At 64.0% G+C, this 20,864-nt stretch carries 20 protein-coding genes and 2 pseudogenes; 8 read left to right on the plus strand and 14 right to left on the minus strand.

The window, feature by feature from the left end; translation table 11 throughout:
* Positions 1-479 (minus strand): MerR family DNA-binding protein (locus tag BRAS3843_RS39905; protein ID WP_244425503.1); only part of this gene is annotated, 479 nt, incomplete at its 3' end.
* Positions 480-542: 63 nt separating this feature from the next.
* Positions 543-634: pseudogene (locus BRAS3843_RS42350) on the minus strand (MerR family transcriptional regulator); the annotation flags it as partial.
* A gap of 45 nt (positions 635-679) precedes the next feature.
* On the opposite strand from BRAS3843_RS42350, the pseudogene BRAS3843_RS29850 reads away from it, so the two are divergent.
* Both BRAS3843_RS29850 and BRAS3843_RS42355 read left to right on the plus strand, forming a co-directional pair.
* A pseudogene (locus BRAS3843_RS29850) lies at positions 680-853 on the plus strand (mercuric transporter MerT family protein); the annotation flags it as partial.
* A 158-nt stretch (positions 854-1,011) separates the two neighbouring features.
* Positions 1,012-1,239, plus strand: coding sequence for a GDCCVxC domain-containing (seleno)protein (locus BRAS3843_RS42355; protein ID WP_083841464.1), 228 nt, complete (start codon positions 1,012-1,014; stop codon positions 1,237-1,239).
* Positions 1,240-1,499: 260 nt separating this feature from the next.
* Here BRAS3843_RS42355 and BRAS3843_RS29855 read toward each other — a convergent pair whose 3' ends face one another.
* Positions 1,500-2,216, minus strand: a complete 717-nt coding sequence (locus BRAS3843_RS29855; protein WP_008972890.1) for a transporter substrate-binding domain-containing protein — start codon at positions 2,214-2,216, stop codon at positions 1,500-1,502.
* A 334-nt stretch (positions 2,217-2,550) separates the two neighbouring features.
* Between BRAS3843_RS29855 and BRAS3843_RS29860 the strand changes: the two genes are divergently transcribed.
* A complete protein-coding gene (locus BRAS3843_RS29860; RefSeq protein WP_008972891.1) occupies positions 2,551-4,944 on the plus strand; it encodes an ATP-binding protein in 2,394 nt (797 codons plus the stop codon).
* Positions 4,945-5,364: 420 nt separating this feature from the next.
* Positions 5,365-6,627 (plus strand): vanadium-dependent haloperoxidase, encoded by a 1,263-nt coding sequence (locus tag BRAS3843_RS29865; protein ID WP_008972892.1) that lies wholly within the window; start codon positions 5,365-5,367, stop codon positions 6,625-6,627.
* A 193-nt stretch (positions 6,628-6,820) separates the two neighbouring features.
* On the opposite strand, the gene BRAS3843_RS29870 is transcribed toward BRAS3843_RS29865, so the two are convergent.
* Complete coding sequence (locus BRAS3843_RS29870; RefSeq protein WP_244425504.1) at positions 6,821-7,174, minus strand: hypothetical protein; 354 nt, start codon at positions 7,172-7,174, stop codon at positions 6,821-6,823.
* A gap of 274 nt (positions 7,175-7,448) precedes the next feature.
* Between BRAS3843_RS29870 and BRAS3843_RS29875 the strand changes: the two genes are divergently transcribed.
* Both BRAS3843_RS29875 and BRAS3843_RS29880 read left to right on the plus strand, forming a co-directional pair.
* Positions 7,449-7,712, plus strand: coding sequence for a GlsB/YeaQ/YmgE family stress response membrane protein (locus BRAS3843_RS29875; RefSeq protein WP_008972894.1), 264 nt, complete (start codon positions 7,449-7,451; stop codon positions 7,710-7,712).
* A gap of 252 nt (positions 7,713-7,964) precedes the next feature.
* Positions 7,965-9,686, plus strand: a complete 1,722-nt coding sequence (locus BRAS3843_RS29880; RefSeq protein WP_008972895.1) for a tannase/feruloyl esterase family alpha/beta hydrolase — start codon at positions 7,965-7,967, stop codon at positions 9,684-9,686.
* Positions 9,687-9,743: 57 nt separating this feature from the next.
* On the opposite strand, the gene BRAS3843_RS29885 is transcribed toward BRAS3843_RS29880, so the two are convergent.
* Positions 9,744-9,989, minus strand: coding sequence for a hypothetical protein (locus BRAS3843_RS29885; protein ID WP_008972896.1), 246 nt, complete (start codon positions 9,987-9,989; stop codon positions 9,744-9,746).
* Between the two features lie 350 nt (positions 9,990-10,339).
* Here BRAS3843_RS29885 and BRAS3843_RS29890 point away from each other — a divergent pair, with 350 nt between their 5' ends.
* Positions 10,340-11,293, plus strand: coding sequence for a proline iminopeptidase-family hydrolase (locus BRAS3843_RS29890; RefSeq protein ID WP_008972897.1), 954 nt, complete (start codon positions 10,340-10,342; stop codon positions 11,291-11,293).
* 234 nt (positions 11,294-11,527) lie between these two features.
* On the opposite strand, the gene BRAS3843_RS29895 is transcribed toward BRAS3843_RS29890, so the two are convergent.
* On the minus strand, positions 11,528-12,346 hold the full coding sequence (locus BRAS3843_RS29895) for a winged helix-turn-helix domain-containing protein (RefSeq protein ID WP_139025010.1): 819 nt from the start codon (positions 12,344-12,346) through the stop codon (positions 11,528-11,530).
* Positions 12,347-12,632: 286 nt separating this feature from the next.
* Between BRAS3843_RS29895 and BRAS3843_RS29900 the strand changes: the two genes are divergently transcribed.
* A complete protein-coding gene (locus BRAS3843_RS29900) occupies positions 12,633-13,538 on the plus strand; it encodes an AraC family transcriptional regulator (protein ID WP_210161402.1) in 906 nt (301 codons plus the stop codon).
* Positions 13,539-13,619: 81 nt separating this feature from the next.
* Here the strand turns inward: BRAS3843_RS29900 and BRAS3843_RS29905 are convergent, their stop codons facing one another.
* From BRAS3843_RS29905 to BRAS3843_RS29940, 8 genes are read right to left on the minus strand one after another with little or no spacing between them, the layout of a single operon-like run.
* A complete protein-coding gene (locus BRAS3843_RS29905; RefSeq protein WP_035983273.1) occupies positions 13,620-13,967 on the minus strand; it encodes a RidA family protein in 348 nt (115 codons plus the stop codon).
* 7 nt (positions 13,968-13,974) lie between these two features.
* A complete protein-coding gene (locus BRAS3843_RS29910; protein WP_008972901.1) occupies positions 13,975-15,108 on the minus strand; it encodes an FAD-dependent oxidoreductase in 1,134 nt (377 codons plus the stop codon).
* A complete protein-coding gene (locus tag BRAS3843_RS29915; protein WP_008972902.1) occupies positions 15,105-16,520 on the minus strand; it encodes an NAD(P)/FAD-dependent oxidoreductase in 1,416 nt (471 codons plus the stop codon). Before BRAS3843_RS29915 ends, BRAS3843_RS29910 begins: the two co-directional genes overlap by 4 nt.
* Entirely contained in the window at positions 16,517-16,813 is a 297-nt protein-coding gene (locus BRAS3843_RS29920) for a (2Fe-2S)-binding protein (protein WP_008972903.1), read from the minus strand. The genes BRAS3843_RS29915 and BRAS3843_RS29920 overlap by 4 nt, the downstream gene beginning before the upstream one ends.
* Positions 16,814-16,847: 34 nt before the next feature.
* Positions 16,848-17,987: an FAD-dependent oxidoreductase gene (locus BRAS3843_RS29925; protein ID WP_008972904.1), complete on the minus strand. Its 1,140-nt coding sequence runs from the start codon at positions 17,985-17,987 to the stop codon at positions 16,848-16,850.
* Between the two features lie 8 nt (positions 17,988-17,995).
* On the minus strand, positions 17,996-18,814 hold the full coding sequence (locus BRAS3843_RS29930) for an ABC transporter permease (RefSeq protein WP_008972905.1): 819 nt from the start codon (positions 18,812-18,814) through the stop codon (positions 17,996-17,998).
* Positions 18,811-19,710, minus strand: coding sequence for an ABC transporter permease (locus BRAS3843_RS29935; RefSeq protein ID WP_008972906.1), 900 nt, complete (start codon positions 19,708-19,710; stop codon positions 18,811-18,813). Before BRAS3843_RS29935 ends, BRAS3843_RS29930 begins: the two co-directional genes overlap by 4 nt.
* A complete protein-coding gene (locus BRAS3843_RS29940) occupies positions 19,707-20,750 on the minus strand; it encodes an ABC transporter ATP-binding protein (protein ID WP_008972907.1) in 1,044 nt (347 codons plus the stop codon). The genes BRAS3843_RS29935 and BRAS3843_RS29940 overlap by 4 nt, the downstream gene beginning before the upstream one ends.
* Positions 20,751-20,864: the final 114 nt, after the last annotated feature.

Here is a 20,864-nt window from a genome sequence, read left to right on the forward strand (position 1 = left end):
GGCAGGACTGGACACGCCGAGTCGCGTTGAAATCGCTCGCGAACTTTGCGTTTTCGCGCACGCGATCTGGGATGATTTGTGTCGCAGGTGCGATCTCGAACCGCCAAATGGACCGGAGTCGGCTTGGTCCTGAAGAGCGGAAACCGGCGTCTTCGAAGGTTTGGCCGGCTTGGGGCCGAGAAGCCGACCTCGCGCGGCTCAACTACTATTTTCAGCGCTGGACATCGAGGATATCCAACACCGGGCACTCCGGAGCCATGTGCCGGTGCTTGTGCGATGGTTTTGGTCAGCAAGCGTTCGAGCTTCCGGAGGTCATTGATTTTTGCGCGGATGTCGTCGAGGTGGTGCGCAGCAATCTCCCGGACTTCGCGGCAAGAGGCTTTTTCAGGACCGCCGAGCCGCAGCAAGGCGCGCACCTCGTCGAGTGAGAAGCCCAACTCGCGCGAGGGGCGCACAAAGGCGACGATGCGCCGTTCCATCGGACCGTACAAACGACGCCGTTCTCAGCGCGCGAGGGGACGGGCAGCACACCAATGTTCTCGTAGTAGCGGATGGTCTCGCTGTTCACGCCGGTACGCTGTGACAGCTTGCCTATCGCCAGCCCGTCCGCTCGCGGACCCGTGATCGCGCCCATGGAAAACTCCTTGATCCAGTAGTCGCTACAGGATGTAGCCTTGTCATGACAATCAAGCTAAAGCCCATTGTCGGCGGCTCAGAGCACGGCACGACGCTGATGGCCGCGGGCGGCTTGCTGGGCGCGCTCGCCGCTTCGTCGTGCTGCATCCTGCCGGTGGTTCTGTTCAGTCTCGGGATCAGCGGCGCTTGGATTGGGAATTTCACTCAGCTTTCGCCCTAGCAACCGTACTTTCTCGGGGCGACAGCCGTGTTTCTCGGAAGCACCGGCGCAGGTGCTGCGTGGAGGTAGCGCATGGATGCTGTTGATCTCAATCGACTGTTTTTGCTTATCCGACCGGAGCCTCCAATATCGGCTACATGCTTTGGGAAGATGCCATGATCTTGGAATCCGTGATTACCTGCCCGCACTGCGCCACCGCGAAGTCGGAGACCATGCCGACTGACGCCTGCCAGTTCTTTTATGAGTGCACCGGTTGTGGGGAGAGGCTACGGCCGAAAGCAGGCGATTGTTGCGTATTCTGTTCCTACGGTTCGGTACCGTGCCCGCCTATCCAGGCCGAACGCTCCGGCGGGTCCGGCGCGGCTCGTTGCTGCCGAGGGTAAGTGAGCCACGTTGTACAGACTTCGCTGATGCGCCGCCTCCCTCTGGCATTCTTTATTGTGAGAAGAGAGACATCCATGCATGCCAATCTCGCATCTGGAAATCTCTCCGATCGGCTGGTCGCTAGTCTCGGTCAAGCCGCAAGCGCCGCACGACACCCGGGCTTAACCGAGCACTGCTGCGGCTCCTCTCCCATGGTGGGCCTGTCACCATCGCCGAACTCGCGGCCGCCGCAGGACAATCATTGCGCTGACATCTCTGGTCAGGGTTGGTCGAGATACTTCTTGACCAACGAGGCGCGCAATTGGGCGAGTTCGCCGCTCGCGTCCATTTCCTCGATCACCCTTCCGACCTTCATGGCGAGCTCGCGATGCCGTTCGTGCAGGTAATGGTAGATGTAAATTCGCGCGATCGGCGGCGAGAGCGGATGGATATGCGATTGTAGCTTCAGTTTTTTCACCGCGACCAGCCCGCTGAAGAGATCGGTGACAATCAGGTCGAAACGGCCGGCATCCAGCATCTCGATCATGTTCTCCAGACTGGTGGTCGCTGTGACGCGACTCATGCCGCGCGTGCCGGCTTCGGAGGAGCCGACGCCGCGCACAATGCCGATGCTGTAGTCCTTGATCGAATCCCAGCCACGAACATCGAACTGAAGCGTCGTCGTGAAAACCGACGGCTCGATATAGTTGATCGGCGGTGAGATCTGTACCAGCGTCGGATAATCGCGCGAGAGGTTGCCGATGCGCTGGATTTCTCCATCGAGCTCGCCGGCACTACTGAGCGCCAAGGCGCGCTTGCCGGGGACGTCCTCGAACTGGACAGTGATGTTCAACCGCGCGTAGACCGCCCGCAATAGTTCGCCGCCGACATATTGGTCAGGGATGTCGGCTATTCTCGCCAGCCGGATAACGGACTGCGCACGGCAGGGCATACCGCACAGAAGCATCCACAGGCAAAGGAAGATCATTCGCCACATGACGCGTTTCCTTGATCGTCCCCGCGACCGGGTTTCCGAGATCGCCGCGATCTACCAAAGGTAGTTCGAGGCGAACTGCCGCAACGATCCGCCGGCTGCGCCCACGCACGGCCCTTCGGCGACTTTCACCGATACTCTTCTAGCACGGAGGATGCTAATCTCGGCCTGCTCCGAGGTGCCGGCCGCAAAATTACCGCCAACGATCAGCCTTCGCCGGGGCGCCGGCCACGGGGACATTGGGGGTCAGGTCGATAGACGCGGAGGCGGCCGCTGCTGTGGCCGCGACATGCGCGCCGGAACTGGGAATGTGCCGCAGTCCTTGGTGGAGTGGTGCATGGGCCAGGACAGTGATTTCGGTGGCAAGCGCGTGACTGCGCCTGCCGCGGAGAACGATGACCTGAACAGGATCAAGTCATCGCTCGCTAACTTGTTGCTTGGACCGCGGCTCGCCGAGCGGATCCAAGCGTTTCGCGGCAGTATCGGTTTCCGGCTTCTCGCGGCCGTCCTGCTCTTCAGCTCGGTGGTGACGCTGGTGCTGACAGCCGTCCAGCTTTACCTGGATTACGACCGGGAGGTCGGTATCATCGAGACGCGGCTCGACGAGATCGGCCGAAGCTATCTCGGCAGCCTCGGCGAGAGCCTTTGGAATCTCGACCAGAACCAGTTGAAGCTCCAGCTCGACGGGATTCTCCGCTTGCCCGACATCCGGGCAGCCGAAATCCGCGAAATCGCCGATCGGCCCAATCCGATCCGCTTTGCGGTCGGCGAGCGGTCCACAAGGTCAATCATAGCCCGTGAGTATCCCGTCTCCTACGTGATGCACGGAGCTAATCGCCAGATCGGCGTGCTCTACGTCGAAGCGACGCTCACTGAGGTCTATCGACAATTGATGACCAGGGCCCTGGTGATCCTGGCGAGCCAGGCGGCCAAGACGTTTCTTGTCTCGCTCTTTATCCTTTATGTGTTTCACTGGCTGGTTACCCGCCACCTCGCCGCCATTGCTGGATTTGTCAGCGGCTACAATCTGGCGCGGCCACCTGCGCCGCTCCGTCTGGACCGGCGGCGGCCGCGCGCGGCCGATGAACTGGACAAGGTCATTGAATCGTTCAACGGGATGTGTGCGAAGCTGGAGCGCGCCTATGGCGAACTCCGTCAGGCTAATCTGCAGCTCGAGCGCGACCTTGTCGTTCGACGGCAGGCGGAAGAGGACGCGCATACGAGCGAACAACGATTTCGCGATTACGCCGAGACCGCGTCCGACTGGTTCTGGGAGACCGGACCGGACCACGTCTTCACCTATCTCTCGTCGGAGTTCGGCGCTTTCGGTTTGGATCGGCAGCAAGTGATCGGCAAACGCCGGATCGATGCGGCGGCCGACACCACGGCCGAGCCGCAGAGGTGGCGTGAGCACATGGCCATGCTTGATCGGCATGAGCCGTTCCGGAAGTTCGAGTATCTCAGCCGCGATCGGGCCGGTCGGCCGCGGCACGTCAGCGTCAACGGCAAACCCGTTTTTGCCGCCGACGGTTGTTTCCTTGGCTATCGCGGAACAGCAACCGACCTGACCAAGCAGCGCGAGGCGGAGGAACGGCTGCGCCAATCCGAGAAGATGGATGCAATCGGAAAGCTGACAGGCGGTGTTGCGCACGACTTCAACAATGTCCTTACCGTTATCACCGGCACGATCGAAATCATTCAGGACGGCGTGGCGGACCGGCCACAACTCGCGGCGATCGCCCAGCTCATCGATGATGCGGCCACGCGTGGCGCCAAGATCACCTCGCAACTTCTGACCTTCGCGCGCCGCCAGCCGCTGGAGCCATGCGAGATCGATGTCAACGACCTCGTGGCCCAGACGACCAAGCTGCTCAGACCGATCCTGGGGGAGCACGTTGAAATGGAAACGGTGCTCGCGCGCGAGGCCTGGCTCGCGGTTGCCGACCCCTCACAGCTTTCGGCCGCTATCGTCAATCTCGCCGTCAATGCCCGCGACGCCATGCCCGACGGCGGCAAGCTTACATTGCAGACTGCCAATGCGCGACTTGACGACGCCGATGTGCCCGACAATGGCGAGATAAAGCCCGGCGAGTTCGTGGTGATTGCGGTCACCGATACTGGCCAAGGTATCCCCGCCGATATCCGTGATCGCGTGTTCGAGCCATTTTTTACCACCAAGGGCGTTGGCCGCGGCACTGGCTTGGGGCTGAGCATGGTCTACGGATTCGCGCGGCAGACCGGCGGAACAGTCACCATCGACAGCGAGGAAGGCCGCGGGACGGTGGTCAAGCTCTATTTGCCGCGATTTGCAGGGCAGTCCGTGATGAAAGCGGAGTCGATGGCGGCGCCCGCAGTGCTCGGTGGGCACGAGACGATCCTCGTGGTGGAGGACGACGCGCTGGTACGTGGCTGTGCGATCGCCCAGCTTGGCAGCCTCGGATACAAGACGCTGGTCGCGGACGATGGAGCGGCGGCGCTGGCGCTCCTCGACCAAGGTGCTCAATTCGATCTCTTGTTCACCGACATGATCATGCCCGGTGGAATCAATGGTCAAGAATTGGCGGACGCGGTTCTCAGGCGCCGCCCCCGGACGAAAGTGCTTTACACGTCAGGCTATACCGACAACGCGATCTTGCAGGAGGGTCATCTTGAGCCCGGGGTCAATTTGCTGAAAAAGCCTTACCGCAAAGCGGAGCTGTCGCGGAGAATCCGCAAGGCGCTGGGAGCATGATCCCGCACGGTGACACCGGGGCGGATGAAAGCCGATCCATTGCTGGCGCTGCACGCTGCTCATATCAGTTTGTTAGCAGCTGCGACGTCAAGCAATGCAATGAATCACGTCGCCTTACTCAGACCGTCTAGCCCATTGATGTTCCGGCGTCGCCGGCCCCCACTACCCCCTGCCGTTTCCGTGCTCGCGACCAAACGCCGCGACGTGAACAGGTTCACATTACCGCTTACCCGAGTTGTGATATTTTCAACGTCAAGCGCAAGGTCGTCAGTTCTGGCAGGGAAGCAGATGGCGACTCACCGGGCCGATCGACATAACTTTGTTTATTCTTCCGGGCGGCACCATTTGCTGGCGCGCTGTCACGGCCGTCTGGCCTTGCGTGATCTCCCCCACATCTGCAACAGGCTCAAGGAGGCACACATGCGTTTGAGCCATTTGGCATCCGCCATCATACCAAGTGCCTGGCTTGCCATCGGCGTTTCCATTTCGGCAAGCGCGAACGTGATCACCGACTGGGACGAGAAGGCCGTCGCTGTCGTCATGCCCGCGGGGGCTGCTGGCGTGTCGCAGACGGTCTACGCAGCAGAGCGAACAATGGGAATGGTCCACGCCGCGATGTTCGATGCAGTCAATTCGATCGAGCGGCGCTATCAACCATACCTCGTGCAACTGCCCGCGGACCGCGCCACCTCGAAGGACGCCGCAGCCGCGGCGGCCGCGGCGACAATCCTGGCGGCGATTGATGCAAAATCCGCAAGCGCGATGAAAGAAGCCCTCGCGAGTTATCTCGCGTCCATCCGTGACGATGACACGGCCAAAGCGGATGGTGTCAAACTCGGCGAGGCCGTTGCTGCCAAGATCTTGGATGCCCGCGCAAACGACGGCCATGATGCCGTCGACGAGTACCGGCCCAGAACGTCGCCGGGCGTGTATGTGCCGACCGCGATCACCGCGGGCTCGTATTGGTCGAAGGTGAAGCCGTTTGCCATGACGGCGGCATCGCAATTCCGGCCAGATGCGCCGATTGCACTGTCGAGCAAGCAATGGGCAACCGACTACAACGAGATCAAGGACTATGGCGGCAGGACCAGTGCAAAGCGTTCGCCTCAACAGACGGAGAACGCCCGGTTCTGGCTCATGGTTGGTCCACCGGCTTATCATCCCTTCGTCCGTCAGCTCGTCATTGCCAAACAAATGAATGTCAGCGAAAGCGCGCGGCTCATGGCGCTCGCCTCTGTCGGCCTCAACGATGCGCTCATCGCCGTGTTCGACGCCAAGTATCACTACAACTTCTGGCGCCCAATCACCGCCATTCGCAACGGCGATATTGATGGCAACGACCTCACGGAGCGCGAGGCGAGCTGGCAGCCGATCGAGAATACGCCGATGCACCCGGAATACCCCTGTGCGCATTGCATCCTCAGCGGCACGATCGCGGGCATTGTCAAGGCGGCACTCGGAACCGAGGAGATTCCGGAGATCGCGATCACGAGCCCCGCTATGCCCGGCGTGACCCACCACTACACCAATATGACGGCTTTCGCCGATGAGGTTGCAAATGCTCGCATTTGGGCCGGCTTCCATTACCGATTCTCGACTCGCGTCGGCACGGATATGGGTCTGAAAATCGGTGAATACGTTGTCAGTAACGTCATGCAGCCGGCCCAGACCGCGGGACGTTAAGAACGATCGTTACTGTCACAGGGGACATTCTTGTGAACGCAACAAGCGTAGGAGTATCCCGGCGGCCACATCAGAAGTTGAGCCCGCCGGGATGCACTCTCTTTGACGAGTTCTGACAAAGTACGAGGGCACAAGCTTGTGAGCGCGTGAACAGCGGCGGCGGCAGGTTGCACCAACTGGCGGCAGCCGCCTCTCATTTTGGAAGGCATTCCACATTGTAGGCAATGATGATCTGGGCCGGGTCGGACTTGCCCAAGCTCTTCAAGTCCTCCAGACCACTTCTCAGTCTCGCCCCTGCGTCCTTGAGGCTGCCCTCGAGCGTCGATTTGGCGGCTCTGCATCGTTCTTCGTTTGAGAACTCTTGAAACACCACCGTCGGCATAAGTCTCCAATCCGCCCGGTCGTTTGTCGCCGCTGGACTGACTGAGTAGGAAAAGACGTACATCAGGACCCACATCTGTAGCTCCAGACCTGCTGCAATGACGGTGAAAGCCTTACGCGATCCCCGCTCTTCTGCAGCCTTAAGATCGGTGGGAGCCGTTGACATAGATCAAACCCAGCTCGGGCGCTGCTGCCCATCTGTGCCTTGCGGCCGCGCTCGAGCCCCCTTTTGCGCGCCGCATCGCTGGGCGACCCCGGCCATCCACCCCCCAACGGAGGCCGGGGTCGTTCGCTGCGCTACAAGAGTGTGCCCGCGCGATCCGAAGCTGGTGGCATACACTTCCGGTCGATCTCGTCGGGTAGTAGCGTCGGGTACGGGTAGGAACAGCCAGCAGCTCTCCATCCCGGAGGTCTGCTGCGGGAGCCAACGGAGGAGATGTATGGGCATTATCTGGACGATTATCATTGGCTTTATTGTCGGAGTGATCGCCAAATTCATCATGCCCGGCGACAAGTTAGAGCCCCAGGGCTTCATCCTCACCACGGTTTTGGGAATCGTCGGCGCGTTCGTCGCGACCTACCTTGGCCAAGCCGTTGGCTGGTACAGACCCGGAGAGAGCGCAGGCTTCATCGGGGCGATTGTCGGCTCGATCATTTTGCTGTTTGTCTACGGCCTGGTGATGGGACGCCAAGGGCGGGCCTGATCGAGCATCCGTCAGTAGGTCTACAGCAGGCGCGCCGAACGGGCGCGTGCCGTCTTCGGTTCGGCCGCGGCGCCCTGACGCGCAGGTACGGGATCGGCAGCTGATAAGCTCCCTCACCTGCTCCCTCGCCTGCTCCCTCACCTGGCACACCAACGTTTCGCATCGCAGCAACCTCAGATGGTCATCGACCGGTTATGCGGCGCGGGTTAGCATGATCGTCCTACACAACATAATGATCCGGGGAGGACTATCATGCATCGAGCCTATCTCGTCGGGGCGGGGTCGGGCCTATTGGCCCTGTTCGCGCTGGCCAGTACGCCTGCGGCGGCGTCACCGTGCACCAATCTGCAGACGCTCAACCTGGTGCACACCACGATCACCTCGGCGACCGATGTCACCGGCGGGACCTTCACGCCGCCGGGCGCTGCGCCGATCACTGGGCTGCCGCCGTTCTGCCGCGTGACTGCGACGCTGACGCCGACGGCCGACTCCAACATCAAGATCGAGGTATGGCTGCCGGAGAACAATTGGAACGGACGCTTCCTCGGCACCGGCGGCGGCGGCTTCCAGGGCGTCATCACCTATTCCGAGCTCGCCATCGGCATCCAGACCGGCTACGCCACTGCCAACACCGATCTCGGCACCGGAACGGCCGGCTGTAATCCGCTGTTCTGCGGCTCCGACGGCAACCAGGGCAATCAGCTCGCCGCAGCCTTCGGCGACCCGGCCACTCCGTCGACCGGCCTGTTCGGGCATCCCGAACGGATCAAGGATTTCGGCTATCGCGCGATCCACCTGATGACCGTGCGAGGCAAGGAGGTCGTCAAAGCGTTCTATCCGCAAGGCGCCAACCGGGCCTATTTCGCGGGATGCTCGACCGGCGGCCAGAATGCGCTGATGGAGGCGCAGCGCTTCCCACGCGACTATGACGGCATCGTCGCCGGGGCCGCCGCCTTCAACCGCACGCACCTGCACATGGGAGCGCTGTCACTGTGGCAGGACGCCCATGCGAGCGCCACGCGGTTCATCCTGCCGGCGCAGATGCCTGTGATCAACAAGGCCGTAATCGCGCAATGCGTCGGCCAGGACGGCGGCGCCAAGACCGACCAGTTCCTGACCGATCCGCGCGACTGCCGCTTCGATCCCAAGGTGCTGCAATGCAAGGGCGGCGAAGTGCCGCCGGCCTGTCTGACCCCGGACCAGGTCACCACGATGCGCAACTACTATGTCGGCACGGTCGATCCCGTGACCAAGGAGATCGTCGTTCCCGGCGTCGCGCTTGGCGCCGAGACCGACAACGTGCTGGCGCTCGGGCTCGTCCTCTCCGAGGAGCTTCCTGAGCCCGCCTTCGACGGCCTGTTCTACTGGGTCTATGGCGCGAGCTTCGGCATTCCGACCAGCCCGACCAATTTTGCCAATTTCGACTTCCACCACGACATCAAGACGGTGGACACTCAGCTCGAGGCCGTGCTGAACGCAACCAGCACCGACTTGAGCGAGTTCCGCGAACATGGCGGCAAGCTGTTGATGTATCACGGCTGGGCTGATCCGCTGCTGCCGTCGCAAGAGAGCATCAACTACTTCAATGCGCTGGTGCGGGATGGCCGCGGCTTCGCGCAGCCCGCGCGATTCGGCCTTGACGATCCCGCGCTGAGGGAGACTCAAAGCTACGCCCGGCTGTTCATGGCCCCCGGCATGTATCACTGCTCGGGCGGTCCCGGGCCGAACACGTTCGACGCGCTCACCCCGCTCGTCAACTGGGTCGAAAAGGGCGTCGCGCCGGAGACGATCCTGGCGACCAAGTTCGTCAACGACACGCCTGCGCAGGGCGTGCAGATGACGCGGCCACTCTGCCTGTTCCCCAAGGTCGCGAAATACAATGGCAGCGGCAGCACCAGCGTCGCGGCGAACTTCACCTGCGTTGCCGATGAGCACGACTTCAACGAGATGCCGGCCCCGCAATACGGGCCGTGAGGGGCGCGCTGCCCCGGCGGGACCATCGCCGGGGCAGCAGGCGCAGTGCCTCGCCGCTCAGCATCCCCGGCAGATCCTGAGCTTGCGGTCGAGCGCCGCGCTCTCCGCATCGATGCGTTCGATCATGCTGGCCTCGTCGAAGGTCACGTCCTTCACGCCGGGCTGGCGGTGGCCGACCGGTGCGGTGCGCGGCGACAACGGGTCCGACATCGTCACGGACGCGGGTGGCATCACGGTCGGTGTCACCGTCTGGGCGGCCGCCGCACGGGCGTTGAGCAACATCGCCAGCAGGAACGTCTTCATCAGCCTGTGCCTGGATCTGTCCCCATTTTGCGGCATGTGAGTCATTGGTAGCTCTCCATCGCGTGGTGGATGGTGACGTTCTGACGCCCGCGAATGACCGAGCGATTTCAAGCATCCGGAAAACGGTTGCCGCTGTAAGCGGGGGGTTACACCTGGATCTGACGAGGTGGACGCGGCCTGCTGCGCCATTCGAACCGTGGCCCCAACGCATCAAGCCGACATCAACAGCCGCGCAACGCATCCATCTGTTTCATTTGTAGCCCGATCCGCGTTGCGGATGCGCGGCCACGCACTAAGTTGCAGCTCGCACAGATTCGAACCGAACCCACGCTGTGCGATGTGACAGCGTCATGACCATCACGCGAAGAGAAATTCTCCTGGGCGCGGCCGCGTTGCCGACCGCAGCTGCATTGGCGGCCACAACGGTTGCGGGTGCGCGCGAGGGCACCACGCAGACTCCCCATGGCAGGATCTGGTGGAAGATCGCGGGCGCCGGCCCGCGCACGCCCTTGCTGCTGCTCCACGGCGGCCCGGGCGCAGGACACAATTATCTTGAGCCGTTGTCGGCGATCGCCGATCAACGTCCCGTGATCTTCTATGACCAGCTGGGATGCGGCCGCTCCGACAAGCCCGATTCGGCCGCCCTGTGGACCGTCGATCATTTCGTGCAGGAGATCGATCTGTTGCGCGCCGATCTCGGCCTGGACCGCGTCATTCTCTACGGCCATTCCTGGGGCGGATGGCTGGCGCAGGAATATCTCGCCCAGCGCGGCGACCAGGCCAAGGTCGAGGCGCTGGTGCTCGCGGGAACCTCGGCCTCGACGCGGCAATTCGTGGCCGGCGCGTTGCAGCTGCTGTCGCAGATGCCGGGCGGGCTCGACGCCAGGCGCCGTGAGCTGGAAGCCGCCGGCAAGACCGACACGTTCGAATATCAGGAGATCGTGCAGGCGTTTCTCGACGCCCATGTCTATCACGACAACTGGCCTTCACGCCACTTCGCCAAGACGATCGAGAATATCTCGACTTCGAGAACCTATGCGGCGATGAACGGCCCCAATGAGTTCTCCGTGACCGGCACGTTGCGGGATTGGGACCGGGAGAGCTCGCTTGCGGCGATCGATGTCCCGACCCTGGTGCTCACCGGGGAAATGGACGAGGTGACGCTCGACTGCCATCTCACGCTTCAGCGCGGGATCAGGAATGCGCATCTGGTCGTGATGCCCAAGGCGCGCCATCTGGCGATGCTGGAGCAGCCGGAGAGCTACAATTGGATCTTGCGGGGATTCCTGTCGAACAAGGCGTAAGCCCCGCTTTCCGAGGTTCGCTCGCTGTCGCAGCGTTCCTGAAAGCGAAGCTCGGATTCGAAGGGCTGAAAAACTTATTTTCTCATGTAGTTTGGTCAGAATTCGCAGCGCGCGCTCGCCGTGAGCTGAGCGAATATCTGAAGCGCGCCACGCGCGGAGCTCCGAGCAGCGATCGCGCGGCAGGCGCGAGCGCCAGATCCGCACCCGCTGGTCCGATCGTTTGGAGATGCGCGTTTAGCGCGGCTTGCGGAGCAGGCCGTCGTCGCGCTGGACGGACGCGACGAACCGGTAGCCGACGCCGCGCTCCGTTTCGATGATGGGACCCTCGGCCGATGTTCTCTCCAGGATTCGCCGCAGTCGCAGCACCTGCACGTCGATGGTCCGGTCGGAAATGTCGGTGCGCAGGCGCGTCGCCTGCGACAGCTGCAGTCGCGTCAAGGTTCGTCCCGGCGCGTCGAGAAACGCCGCCAGCAGCGCGTGATGCGTCCGGTTGAGCGTCACCGTCTTGCCCTCGGGATCGATCAGCGCGCGCGACGCGCGGTTCAGCGTCCAGCCGTTGAAACGATCAATGCCGCGTTCGGCGGCAGGAGCATAGGTCTGGCGCGCCAAGCACTCGCGACGGCGCAAGGCGCGCGCGGTGGCCCAGAACTCCTGCAATTCACTCGTCTTCGCGATACAGGCGTCGGCCCCAAGCTCCAGCGCCAGAATGCGGTCGGCGGCCTCGAGCCGGCTTCCGGTTGCAATGATGGGAACGGCGACCTGCGACCTGATCCAGCGCAGCTGGTCGAGCCGGTCCGCGGCCACGGGCCAAAGATCGATCAGAACGAGGCCCAGCGGCTCGCGCTTGAGCAGCGACACCAGATCATCCGACCACTGTGCCGGCGAGAGGCTGCGAACGCGCCCGTCGAGAAAGGAGACGACGCGGTCACGGAAATCGCCATCATCCGTAAGGACCACGACATCGTCGAGCAAATCGGCCCCTGCTTCCGAGTTGCTGCTGTTGCCGGTGTGCTTCGGCAGATTCTGCAGGCAACGCCGATCGTGATACATCATCACCACCTCTTCGAAGTTGCGTTGCCGCCGATTGATCACGGCGCGACCGAGGCCGCTTGTCGTCTCGTGCAGCGGATTGTCAAGGCGTGCATATTTTGATGCATCCCTTCGCAATCGAGGCACCCGCTGCTCTCATGGAATTGGCTTGCCGGTTGATCAAAACTGAGGCAACGATCTGCACCTGTCATCATCACCGGCCGCGTGAGTCAGGTCGCACATGCTCGAACAAGATGCCCGTGTTTCAGCCGTCGAGTCCGACGGCTTGCCGTTGGATCGGAAGGCACGGGTGAACAACGCGCGCCAGCTTGGCAAAGGGCTTCGTGAACGTCTCGCTCAAGCCTTTCCTTACGTGCTGTTCGACGCCCCACCGCGCAGCATCATCGAGATCGCCGATCGCCGGATCGGCGCCCATCACATCACCTATCTTCGCTCCGGCAAGTGGACCGGCGAAGCATCGATCGCACAGGCCAAGGCGCTCGGATTCGGCGAGACCGTCAAGCTGATCTGGCAGCTGAGCGGATCCATGGCTTTTGAGAACCGCAACAGGCGGCTGGCGATCAAGGCCGGCCAGGCGTTGCTGATGCGCCATGCTTCGGATTGTGTTCTGACCGGCAGCGACGATTACGAATGCCTGATGCTGCGAGTGCATCCCGGCGCCGACCCGACCTGGCGCGATCTCGTCGAGTCTGGCGCGACCGAGTTGCGCCTCGGCTGCAGCAACGCGGCAGCGGCGGCACGCGCCGGCTTGATGGCCCTGTTGCGCCAGCCTGGTCATGACAGCACCAGCGAACTCGCGGTGCATTCATTATTCGAACTGGTGACCCGTTCCGCGACGCGCGAGCCCCTGGAGCCGCCGTCGGACCGAATCGCCCCGAGCCTGTACCGGGCGCGCTCGCTGATCCAGCAGAACATCGCTGACTCCGACTACACGCCGGAGCGGCTGGCGCATGACCTCGGCCTGTCCCGCCGCTCGCTCTATAATCGTTTCGCCGAGAGCGGGGTGACACCCGCCGCATTCATCCGCATGGTTCGGCTGGCGCAGGCGAAACGCGAGATCGAGAGCGATCCGTCGGCGGCGACGCCGCTCACGACGATCGCACTCCGCAACGGATTTCCCGACAGCTCCAGCCTGTCGCACGCCATCAAGTCGGCGTATGGCGTATCGCCTCGCGCCCTGCGCGGCCATCGATAGAGGTCCGGCCGTTTTTGACCGGACGGCGTCAGCTCGCGCCGGCCGTCCTGGCCGGCTGAGCCGCCGTCTCCTCGCCTGCGCTCACCCCTTCAGCGCCGTGACGACGATCTCAATCAGCGCGCCGCCGCCGAGATCGGCGACGCCGACGGTGGCGCGGGTCGGCAGATCGTCGCCGAAGAACGCGGTCCAGGCCGCGTCCATTTCCTTCTTCTTCGACAAATCGGTGACGAAGATCTGGCCGCTGACGACCCGCGACTTGTCGGTGCCGGCCTCCTTCAGGAAGCCGTCGATCTTGCCGAGAATGTTGCGGGTCTGCTCGCCCATCGAGACGCTGGTGTCGTCGGCAATGGTGCCGCCGATGAAAACGAAGCCGTTGGCCTCGACGATGCGGTGATGGATGGCCGAGCGGATCTTGCGGGTGATGGTCATCATGTCCTCATGTGGATGGTGAAGGGGATGGGTTGCTGAAGCGGGTGATGCTGAGACCTCCGATCCGGGTCTGGGTGCCGCCGTTGACGACCAGCTCGGCCATCACGGCGCCGGCGCCGGGACCGAGCTGGAAGCCGTGCGCCGAGAAACCGAACTGGTGATAGAGCCCGTCGTGAATCGCGCTCGGGCCGAACACCGGGATATCGTCGCGCATGCGCGCCTCGATACCGGCCCAGGCGCGCACGACCGTGGCGTTGCGCATCACGGCGAACAGCTCGGAAACCGTGCGTGCGCTCTCGGACAATTTGCGCCAGTCGAGCACGGTCTCGTTGCGATCCTGATAGGGCATGGCGAGATGCCCGCCGCCGATCAGCACGGTGCCGTTCTTGAACTGCTTGAAGGAGAGCTTGCGCCCGCGCAGGATCACGACAGGATCGATGAAGGGAGCGACGGGCGAGGTGATCATCAGCATTGGCGCGATGGTCTCGACCGGCACCGGCTCACCCAGCGCGGCCGCGATGCGGCCGGCCCAGGCCCCGGCGGCATTGACGAGCACCGGCGCGGCATAGGTCTCAGCGCCGACATCGACGCGCCAGAGGCCGTCCTCCTTGCGCACATTGGCCGCCGCCACACCTTCGATGATAGTCGCGCCGAGCGCTTGCGCCTTGCGGCGGAACGCAGTCGTGGTGCGCGCCGGCTGTGCGGCGCCGTCGCGGCGCGACACCACGCCGCCCGGACAGCTCTCGGCGACCGCCGGCACCAGCCGGCGCAACTCGGCGCCGTCGATCAGCTCCTCATGGGTGAAGCCGCGCGCATTCAGGTCAGCCACGCGCGCGCGAAACGCCGCGAGCTCGACCTCGTTCTCGGCGACCAGCACCTGGCCATGGCTCTCGAAGCCGCAATCGTCATCGACCAGATCAGCGATATTTTCCCAGATCCCCATCGAGCGGATCGACAGCGGAATCTCCGCGACGTCGCGCGCGAGCTGGCGCACGCCGCCGGCATTCACGCCGGAGGCGTGACGGCCGGCATAGTCCTTCTCGATCAGCACCGGCTTCAACCCGGCGAGACAGAGATGCAGCGCGGTGGAGCAGCCATGGATGCCGCCACCGATGATGATGGCATCCTTTGTTATGATCATCCGCGCACCACGGCTTTGGTGGCCTCGTCGCTCTTCGGCAGCGCCGCGAGCTCCGAGAGCATGATCGGCTTCACCGGCGCACGCAGCCGGTAGTAGCCGATCTCCTGCGGGCTCTTGCCGCGCGCCTCCGCCATCAGCTCGGTGACGGTGAGGCCGCACAGCCGGCCCTGGCACGGGCCCATGCCGGTGCGGCGATAGGCCTTGAGCTGGTTCGGCCCCGTCGCGCCGATCGCGACGGAGTCCAGAACATCCTGCGCCGTGATCTCCTCGCAACGGCAGACGATCGTGTCGCCCTTGGGAATGCGAAACTGCGGAGCCGGCTGAAACAGCACGTCAAGAAAGGCGCGGCCGCGCTCGGCACGCGCAAGCCCGGTGCGCAGAGCGGCGATCGGGTCGAGCTTTGCCACCGCCGCGGGTGCAAGCGCTGCAATCGCCGCGCGGGCGGCAATCCGACCGCGCCAGATCGCGGCCTGCGCACCGCCGATTCCTGCACCATCACCGGCGATCGCGATGCCCGGAACGGAGCTGTTGCCGTCGGCATCCAGGACCGGCGTCCAGCACAGCTGCGATTCGTTCCAGCGATGCTCGACCCCGGCCGCCATCGCCAGATTGACGTTGGGCACCACGCCCTGATGCAACAGCAGGAGATCTGCCGGCAGCGTCTCGCGTTTGCTGCCAGCGACGTAGCTGACGCTCGCGAGCTTGCCATCGCCGGCAGCGGCAAGCTCGGTGACGCCTTTGACGACGGGCACCTTGGCCCGGACCTCGCGCATCATCGCGAGACCCTTCATGACATAGGGCGAGGTCATGAAGGCGAACGCATGGGGCAGCGCGGCCATGTAGTTGGCGCGTGGCGTAGTATCGAGCACGCGATCGATGCGGCCGCCAAGGCGCAGGATCTGCGCGGCCAACAGCCACAGCAGCGGCCCCTGCCCCGCGATGATGGTCCGGCCGTCCGGCACCAGGCCGGAGGATTTCAGCATGGTCTGCGCCGCGCCCGCGGTCATCACGCCCGGCAAGGTCCAGCCTGGAATCGGAAACGGCCGCTCCAGTGCGCCGGTGGCGATGATGACGCGCTTGGCCTTGATGAAGGCCGAGCCGCCGCCGACGGAGACGCCGAGCTCGAGATTGCGATCGAGGCTCCAGACGGTGGCGCGATGGATGATCTCGGCGCCGCTGTCGCGCGCGGCTGTCGCGAGCTCAGCACCGGACCAGTAGTCGGCGCCGAGCACAGCCTCGCGCGTCACCGGCGTCGAGCTGATCGCGCGCCAAACCTGGCCACCAGGGCCGGCGTTCTCATCGAGCAGCAGGGTCGACAGTCCCGCACCGGCCGCGCTCGCGGTCGCGGCGAGGCCCGCCGGGCCCGCGCCGATGACCACGACGGCGTATTGCTCTCGTTTCGGCGCACTCATTTGCCGATCTCCCGCTTGCCCTTCTGAATCTCGATCTGCATGCCGTCGACGACAGGGACCAGGCAGCCCTGGCGGTTGCCGACACCGTCGATGGTGACGAGGCAGTCGAAGCAGACGCCCATCATGCAATAAGGCAATCGCTTCGCGCCGCTGACGGCGGTGGCGCGCCGCGCATCGAGGCCCGAAGCGAGCAGCGCCGCCGAAACGCTGTCGCCTTCGCGCGCCTCGATCGCCCTGCCCTCGACATGGATCGTCACCGATCTCCTGGTGTCACCTTCAGCCCGTTTGAACATCGTCATCTCCGTGCCCGTATCGAGCCGCTTTGTCCTAGTAATAGCCACTGCCGCCAGCTCCAGCGTCGTTGACGAAGCGCTGCGCAGTGAACGCGCCGACCAGCTCCGGCTCCAGCGCCCCGCCCTTGACCATCCGCGCAATGTCGAAGGCATGATTGGCCGCCAAGGTCACGCCGGAATGGCAGCAGGCGACGAAGGCGCCCGGATGGGTCTCGGACTGGTCATAGATCGGGAAGCCGTCCTTCGGCATCACGCGAATGCCGGTCCAGCTCCTCACCACGTTGAGCCGCGCAAGATGCGGAAACATCCGCTGCGCACGATCGGCCATGACCGCATTGATCGGAAGATTCTGCACGCGATCGTCGAGCTCGTCCTCCTTGCTGTCGCCGATCATCACCGTGCCCTCGTCGGTCTGGCGGATCGTCGTCAAGGGATGCGGCAGGAACGGCACGGTCCGTTCGGTGACGACGATCTGGCCACGCGTCGGGCCCATCGGCGCGGAGAGGCCGACCATCGGCGCCAGCGTCTGGTTGACATTGCCGGCGGCGAGCACGACCTTCGCCGCTCGCATCTCGCCTTGCGACGTCGCAAGCCTGAACTCGCCGCCATCGCCCGCGATCGACGCCACCGGCCGTTCCGGAAGATAGTCGACGCCGAACTGCTTCATGCCGGTGTGGAAGGCGCGGAAGGTGCGCAGTGAATTCACGTGGCCGTCGAACGGACAGAAGCTGCCGCCGGAGACCTCCGGTCCGATCAGCGGCAGCATCTTCTTCACCTCGCTCGCCAGCAGCATCTCCATGCGATAGTCGGCGGCGCCGGTCTGGTTATGCATGCGGGCCACCAGCTGCGTACGCTGCTCGTATTCGGCCTCGCCGAGGGTGAGATGAAAGCCGCCATTCTGCTGCAGGGCGACATCGAGATCGGTCTGCGCCTTGAGCTCGTCGGCAAGCTTCGGCCAGGCCTGCGAGCCGCGCACGGTCCAGCCGGTATAGGCGGGCATGCCGAGCCCCTTGCTCTGCACCCACACCAGCGCAAAGTTGGCGCGCGAGGCGCGCTTGGCAATGTCGCCTTCGTCGAGCACGGCGACGCGCTGGCCTAGCCGGCCGAGCCCCCAGGCAATCGCGGAGCCGAGCAGTCCGCCGCCGACGACGGCGACGTCGTAGTCTTTCCTCATAGTGTCTCCTATCGTCCCGCGTCGCCTCTCTCGCCGCCTTTGGCGGTGAGCACGCGGTCGAGCCCGTAAAAGCGATCGAGCAGGATCAGAACGGTCATGGTGATGGCGATCACGCTGGCCGATACCGAGGTCACCAGCGGATCGATGTTGTCCTGGATGTAGAGGAACATGCGCACCGGCAGCGTCTCGGTGCCCGGCGCGGCCAGGAACACGGTCATGGTCAGATCGTCGAAGGACTGGATGAAGGCGAGCGCCCAGCCGCTGATGAGGCCCGGCAGGATCGAGGGCAGGATCACGCGGCGGAACATGGTCCAGCCATCGGCGCCGAGCGAGATCGCAGCCATCTCGATTCGGCGGTCCATGCCGGTTGCAGCCGCCAGCGTCAGGCGCAGCGCAAACGGAAACACGACGATGACATGCGCGATCACCAGCGCGAGGAAGGTGCCGCCGACGCCGACCGAGGTGAAGAAGCGCAGGAACGCGATGCCGAGCACGACGTGCGGGATCATCAGCGGCGACAGGAACAGCGCGGACAGCGCCTCGCGTCCCGGAAAGCGATAGCGGCTGATGGCAAGCGCCGCCGGCACCGCGAACAACAGGCTCACGAAAGACGACAGCGCGCCGAGCCACAAACTCACGCCAAAGGCGTGCACGAATTCCGGATAGGCCGCGATGGTCCTGAACCAGCGCAGCGAGAAATTGGTAGTCGGAATTGACAGGAATCCCTCGGGCGTGAAGGCGACCCAGCACACCACCACGATCGGCGCCAGCATGAAGACCACGAACAGCGCGTGGAAGGCGAGCGCGATCGGTCCGTTCCTTGTCATCGGAACATCTCCTGATAGCGCCGCTCGATCAGCGCATTGCTGCCGACCACGATCAGCACCAGCGCGATCAAGAGCAGCACCGCGACCGCGGCACCGAGCGGCCAGTTCAGCGTGTTGAGAAACTCGTCATAGGCGAGCGTCGCCGCGACCTTCAGCCGGCGGCCGCCGATGATCGCCGGCGTGGCGAAGGCGCTGGCCGACAGCGAGAACACGATGATCGCGCCCGACAGCACGCCGGGCATGATCTGCGGCAGGATGATGCGACGGATCACCGTCAGCGAGCCGGCGCCGAGCGAGGCCGCCGCATTCTCGATCTGCGGATCGAGCCGCTGCAGCGCGGTCCAGACCGCGAGCACCATGAACGGCATCATCGCATGCGCGAGCGCCACCACCATGCCGGTCTCGGTGAACATGAAGCGCACGGGCGAACTGATCAGGCCGAGTGACATCAGAAGCTTGTTGGCGAGACCATTGTTGCCGCCGAACAGCAGCGCCCAGCCCAGCGTGCGCGCCACCACGGAGATCAACAGCGGGCCCAGGATGACGAGCAGGAAGAAGCCTTTCCACGGGCCGCTCATGCGATGCAGGATATAGGCCTCGGGCACGCCGAACACCGCCGTGATCAACGTGGCGAGCACGGCGACGCGAAAGGTGCGCCAGAACATCTCGGCGTAATAAGGATCGCTGGCGATCTCCTGCCAGTTCTTCAGGATGAAGACCGGCTCGATGCCCTTGTACTGGCCCCAGTCGTGAAACGAGAGCATCACGGTCATCGCGAGCGGGATCACGACGACGCCGACGAACAGCATCAAGGCCGGCAGCGCCAGCGCCAAGACTGTGCGCGTCTCGCCGGTCTCGGCCGGCGCGGGAGCTGTTGTGGTGACAGCCGCGCTCATGAACCGCCTCGCGTGGCACGAACGCTCATGTCGGCGGCCTGCCAGGCCAGGTGCACCGCCTCGCCCTGCTCCGGCTGCGTCTGGCCGTCATTCTGGCGGATGACGATCGCGGGCCCGCATTCGGTCTCGCACTGGAACAGCCAATGATTGCCCTGGAAGATGCGGCTCTGAATCCGCGCCGATAATCCGCTCGCGCCGAAGCTGATCCGCTCCGGCCGGATGCTGATGGTGGCCGCGCCTGAGACCCCGACCGGCGCCGGCCCGCTCCAGGAGCCCGCGATCAGTCTGGCCGACGCACCCGAGACATCCGCGTGTGCGGCGAACTCATTGGTCTTGCCGAGAAACTGGGCGACGAAGGCCGAGGCAGGCCGCTCGTAAACCTCCTGCGGCGTGCCGATCTGCTCGATCCGGCCCTTGCTCATGACCACTATGCGATCCGACAGCGACATCGCCTCGATCTGGTCGTGGGTGACGAGAATGGTGGTGGTGCCGAGATTGCGCTGGATCTGGCGCAGTTCGATCTGCATGTCCTCGCGCAGCCGCGCATCGAGATTGGAGAGCGGCTCGTCGAGCAGCAGCACGTTCGGACGGATCACCAAGGCCCGCGCCAGCGCCACCCGCTGCTGCTGGCCGCCCGACATGCGCCGGGGATGGCGATCCTCGTAGCCGGCGAGCCCGACCAGCGCGAGCGCAGCGCGCACGCGCTCGTCGCGCTCCTTGCGAGGGACCTTTCGCATCTCCAGGCCAAAGGCGACGTTCTCGGCAGCCGTCATATGCGGAAACAGCGCGTAGCTCTGGAACACGATGCCGAGCCCGCGTTTGGCCGGCGGGATCGCGACGAGGTCCTTGCCCTCGAGCCGGATCGCTCCCTGCGACGGATCGAGAAAGCCCGCGATCATCTGCAACGTCGTGGTTTTGCCGCAGCCGGAGGGGCCTAGGAAAGAGACGAACTCGCTCTTGCCCACCGTGAGGCTGAACTCTTCGACGGCCGTGTTCGGACCGAAGGATTTGCCGACGCGGTCAAGCTCAAGGAAGGACATGTAGTTATCCGGGTGGTGGGCGAAAAACGCTTTAGCCGAGAGCACGGTGGACTCCCCTCCCCCTTGCGGGGAGGGGTCGGGGGTGGGGGTCTCCACAAAGAGCGCCCGTGGAGA

It is taken from the genome of Bradyrhizobium sp. STM 3843 (assembly GCF_000239815.1).
Lineage (GTDB): Bacteria > Pseudomonadota > Alphaproteobacteria > Rhizobiales > Xanthobacteraceae > Bradyrhizobium.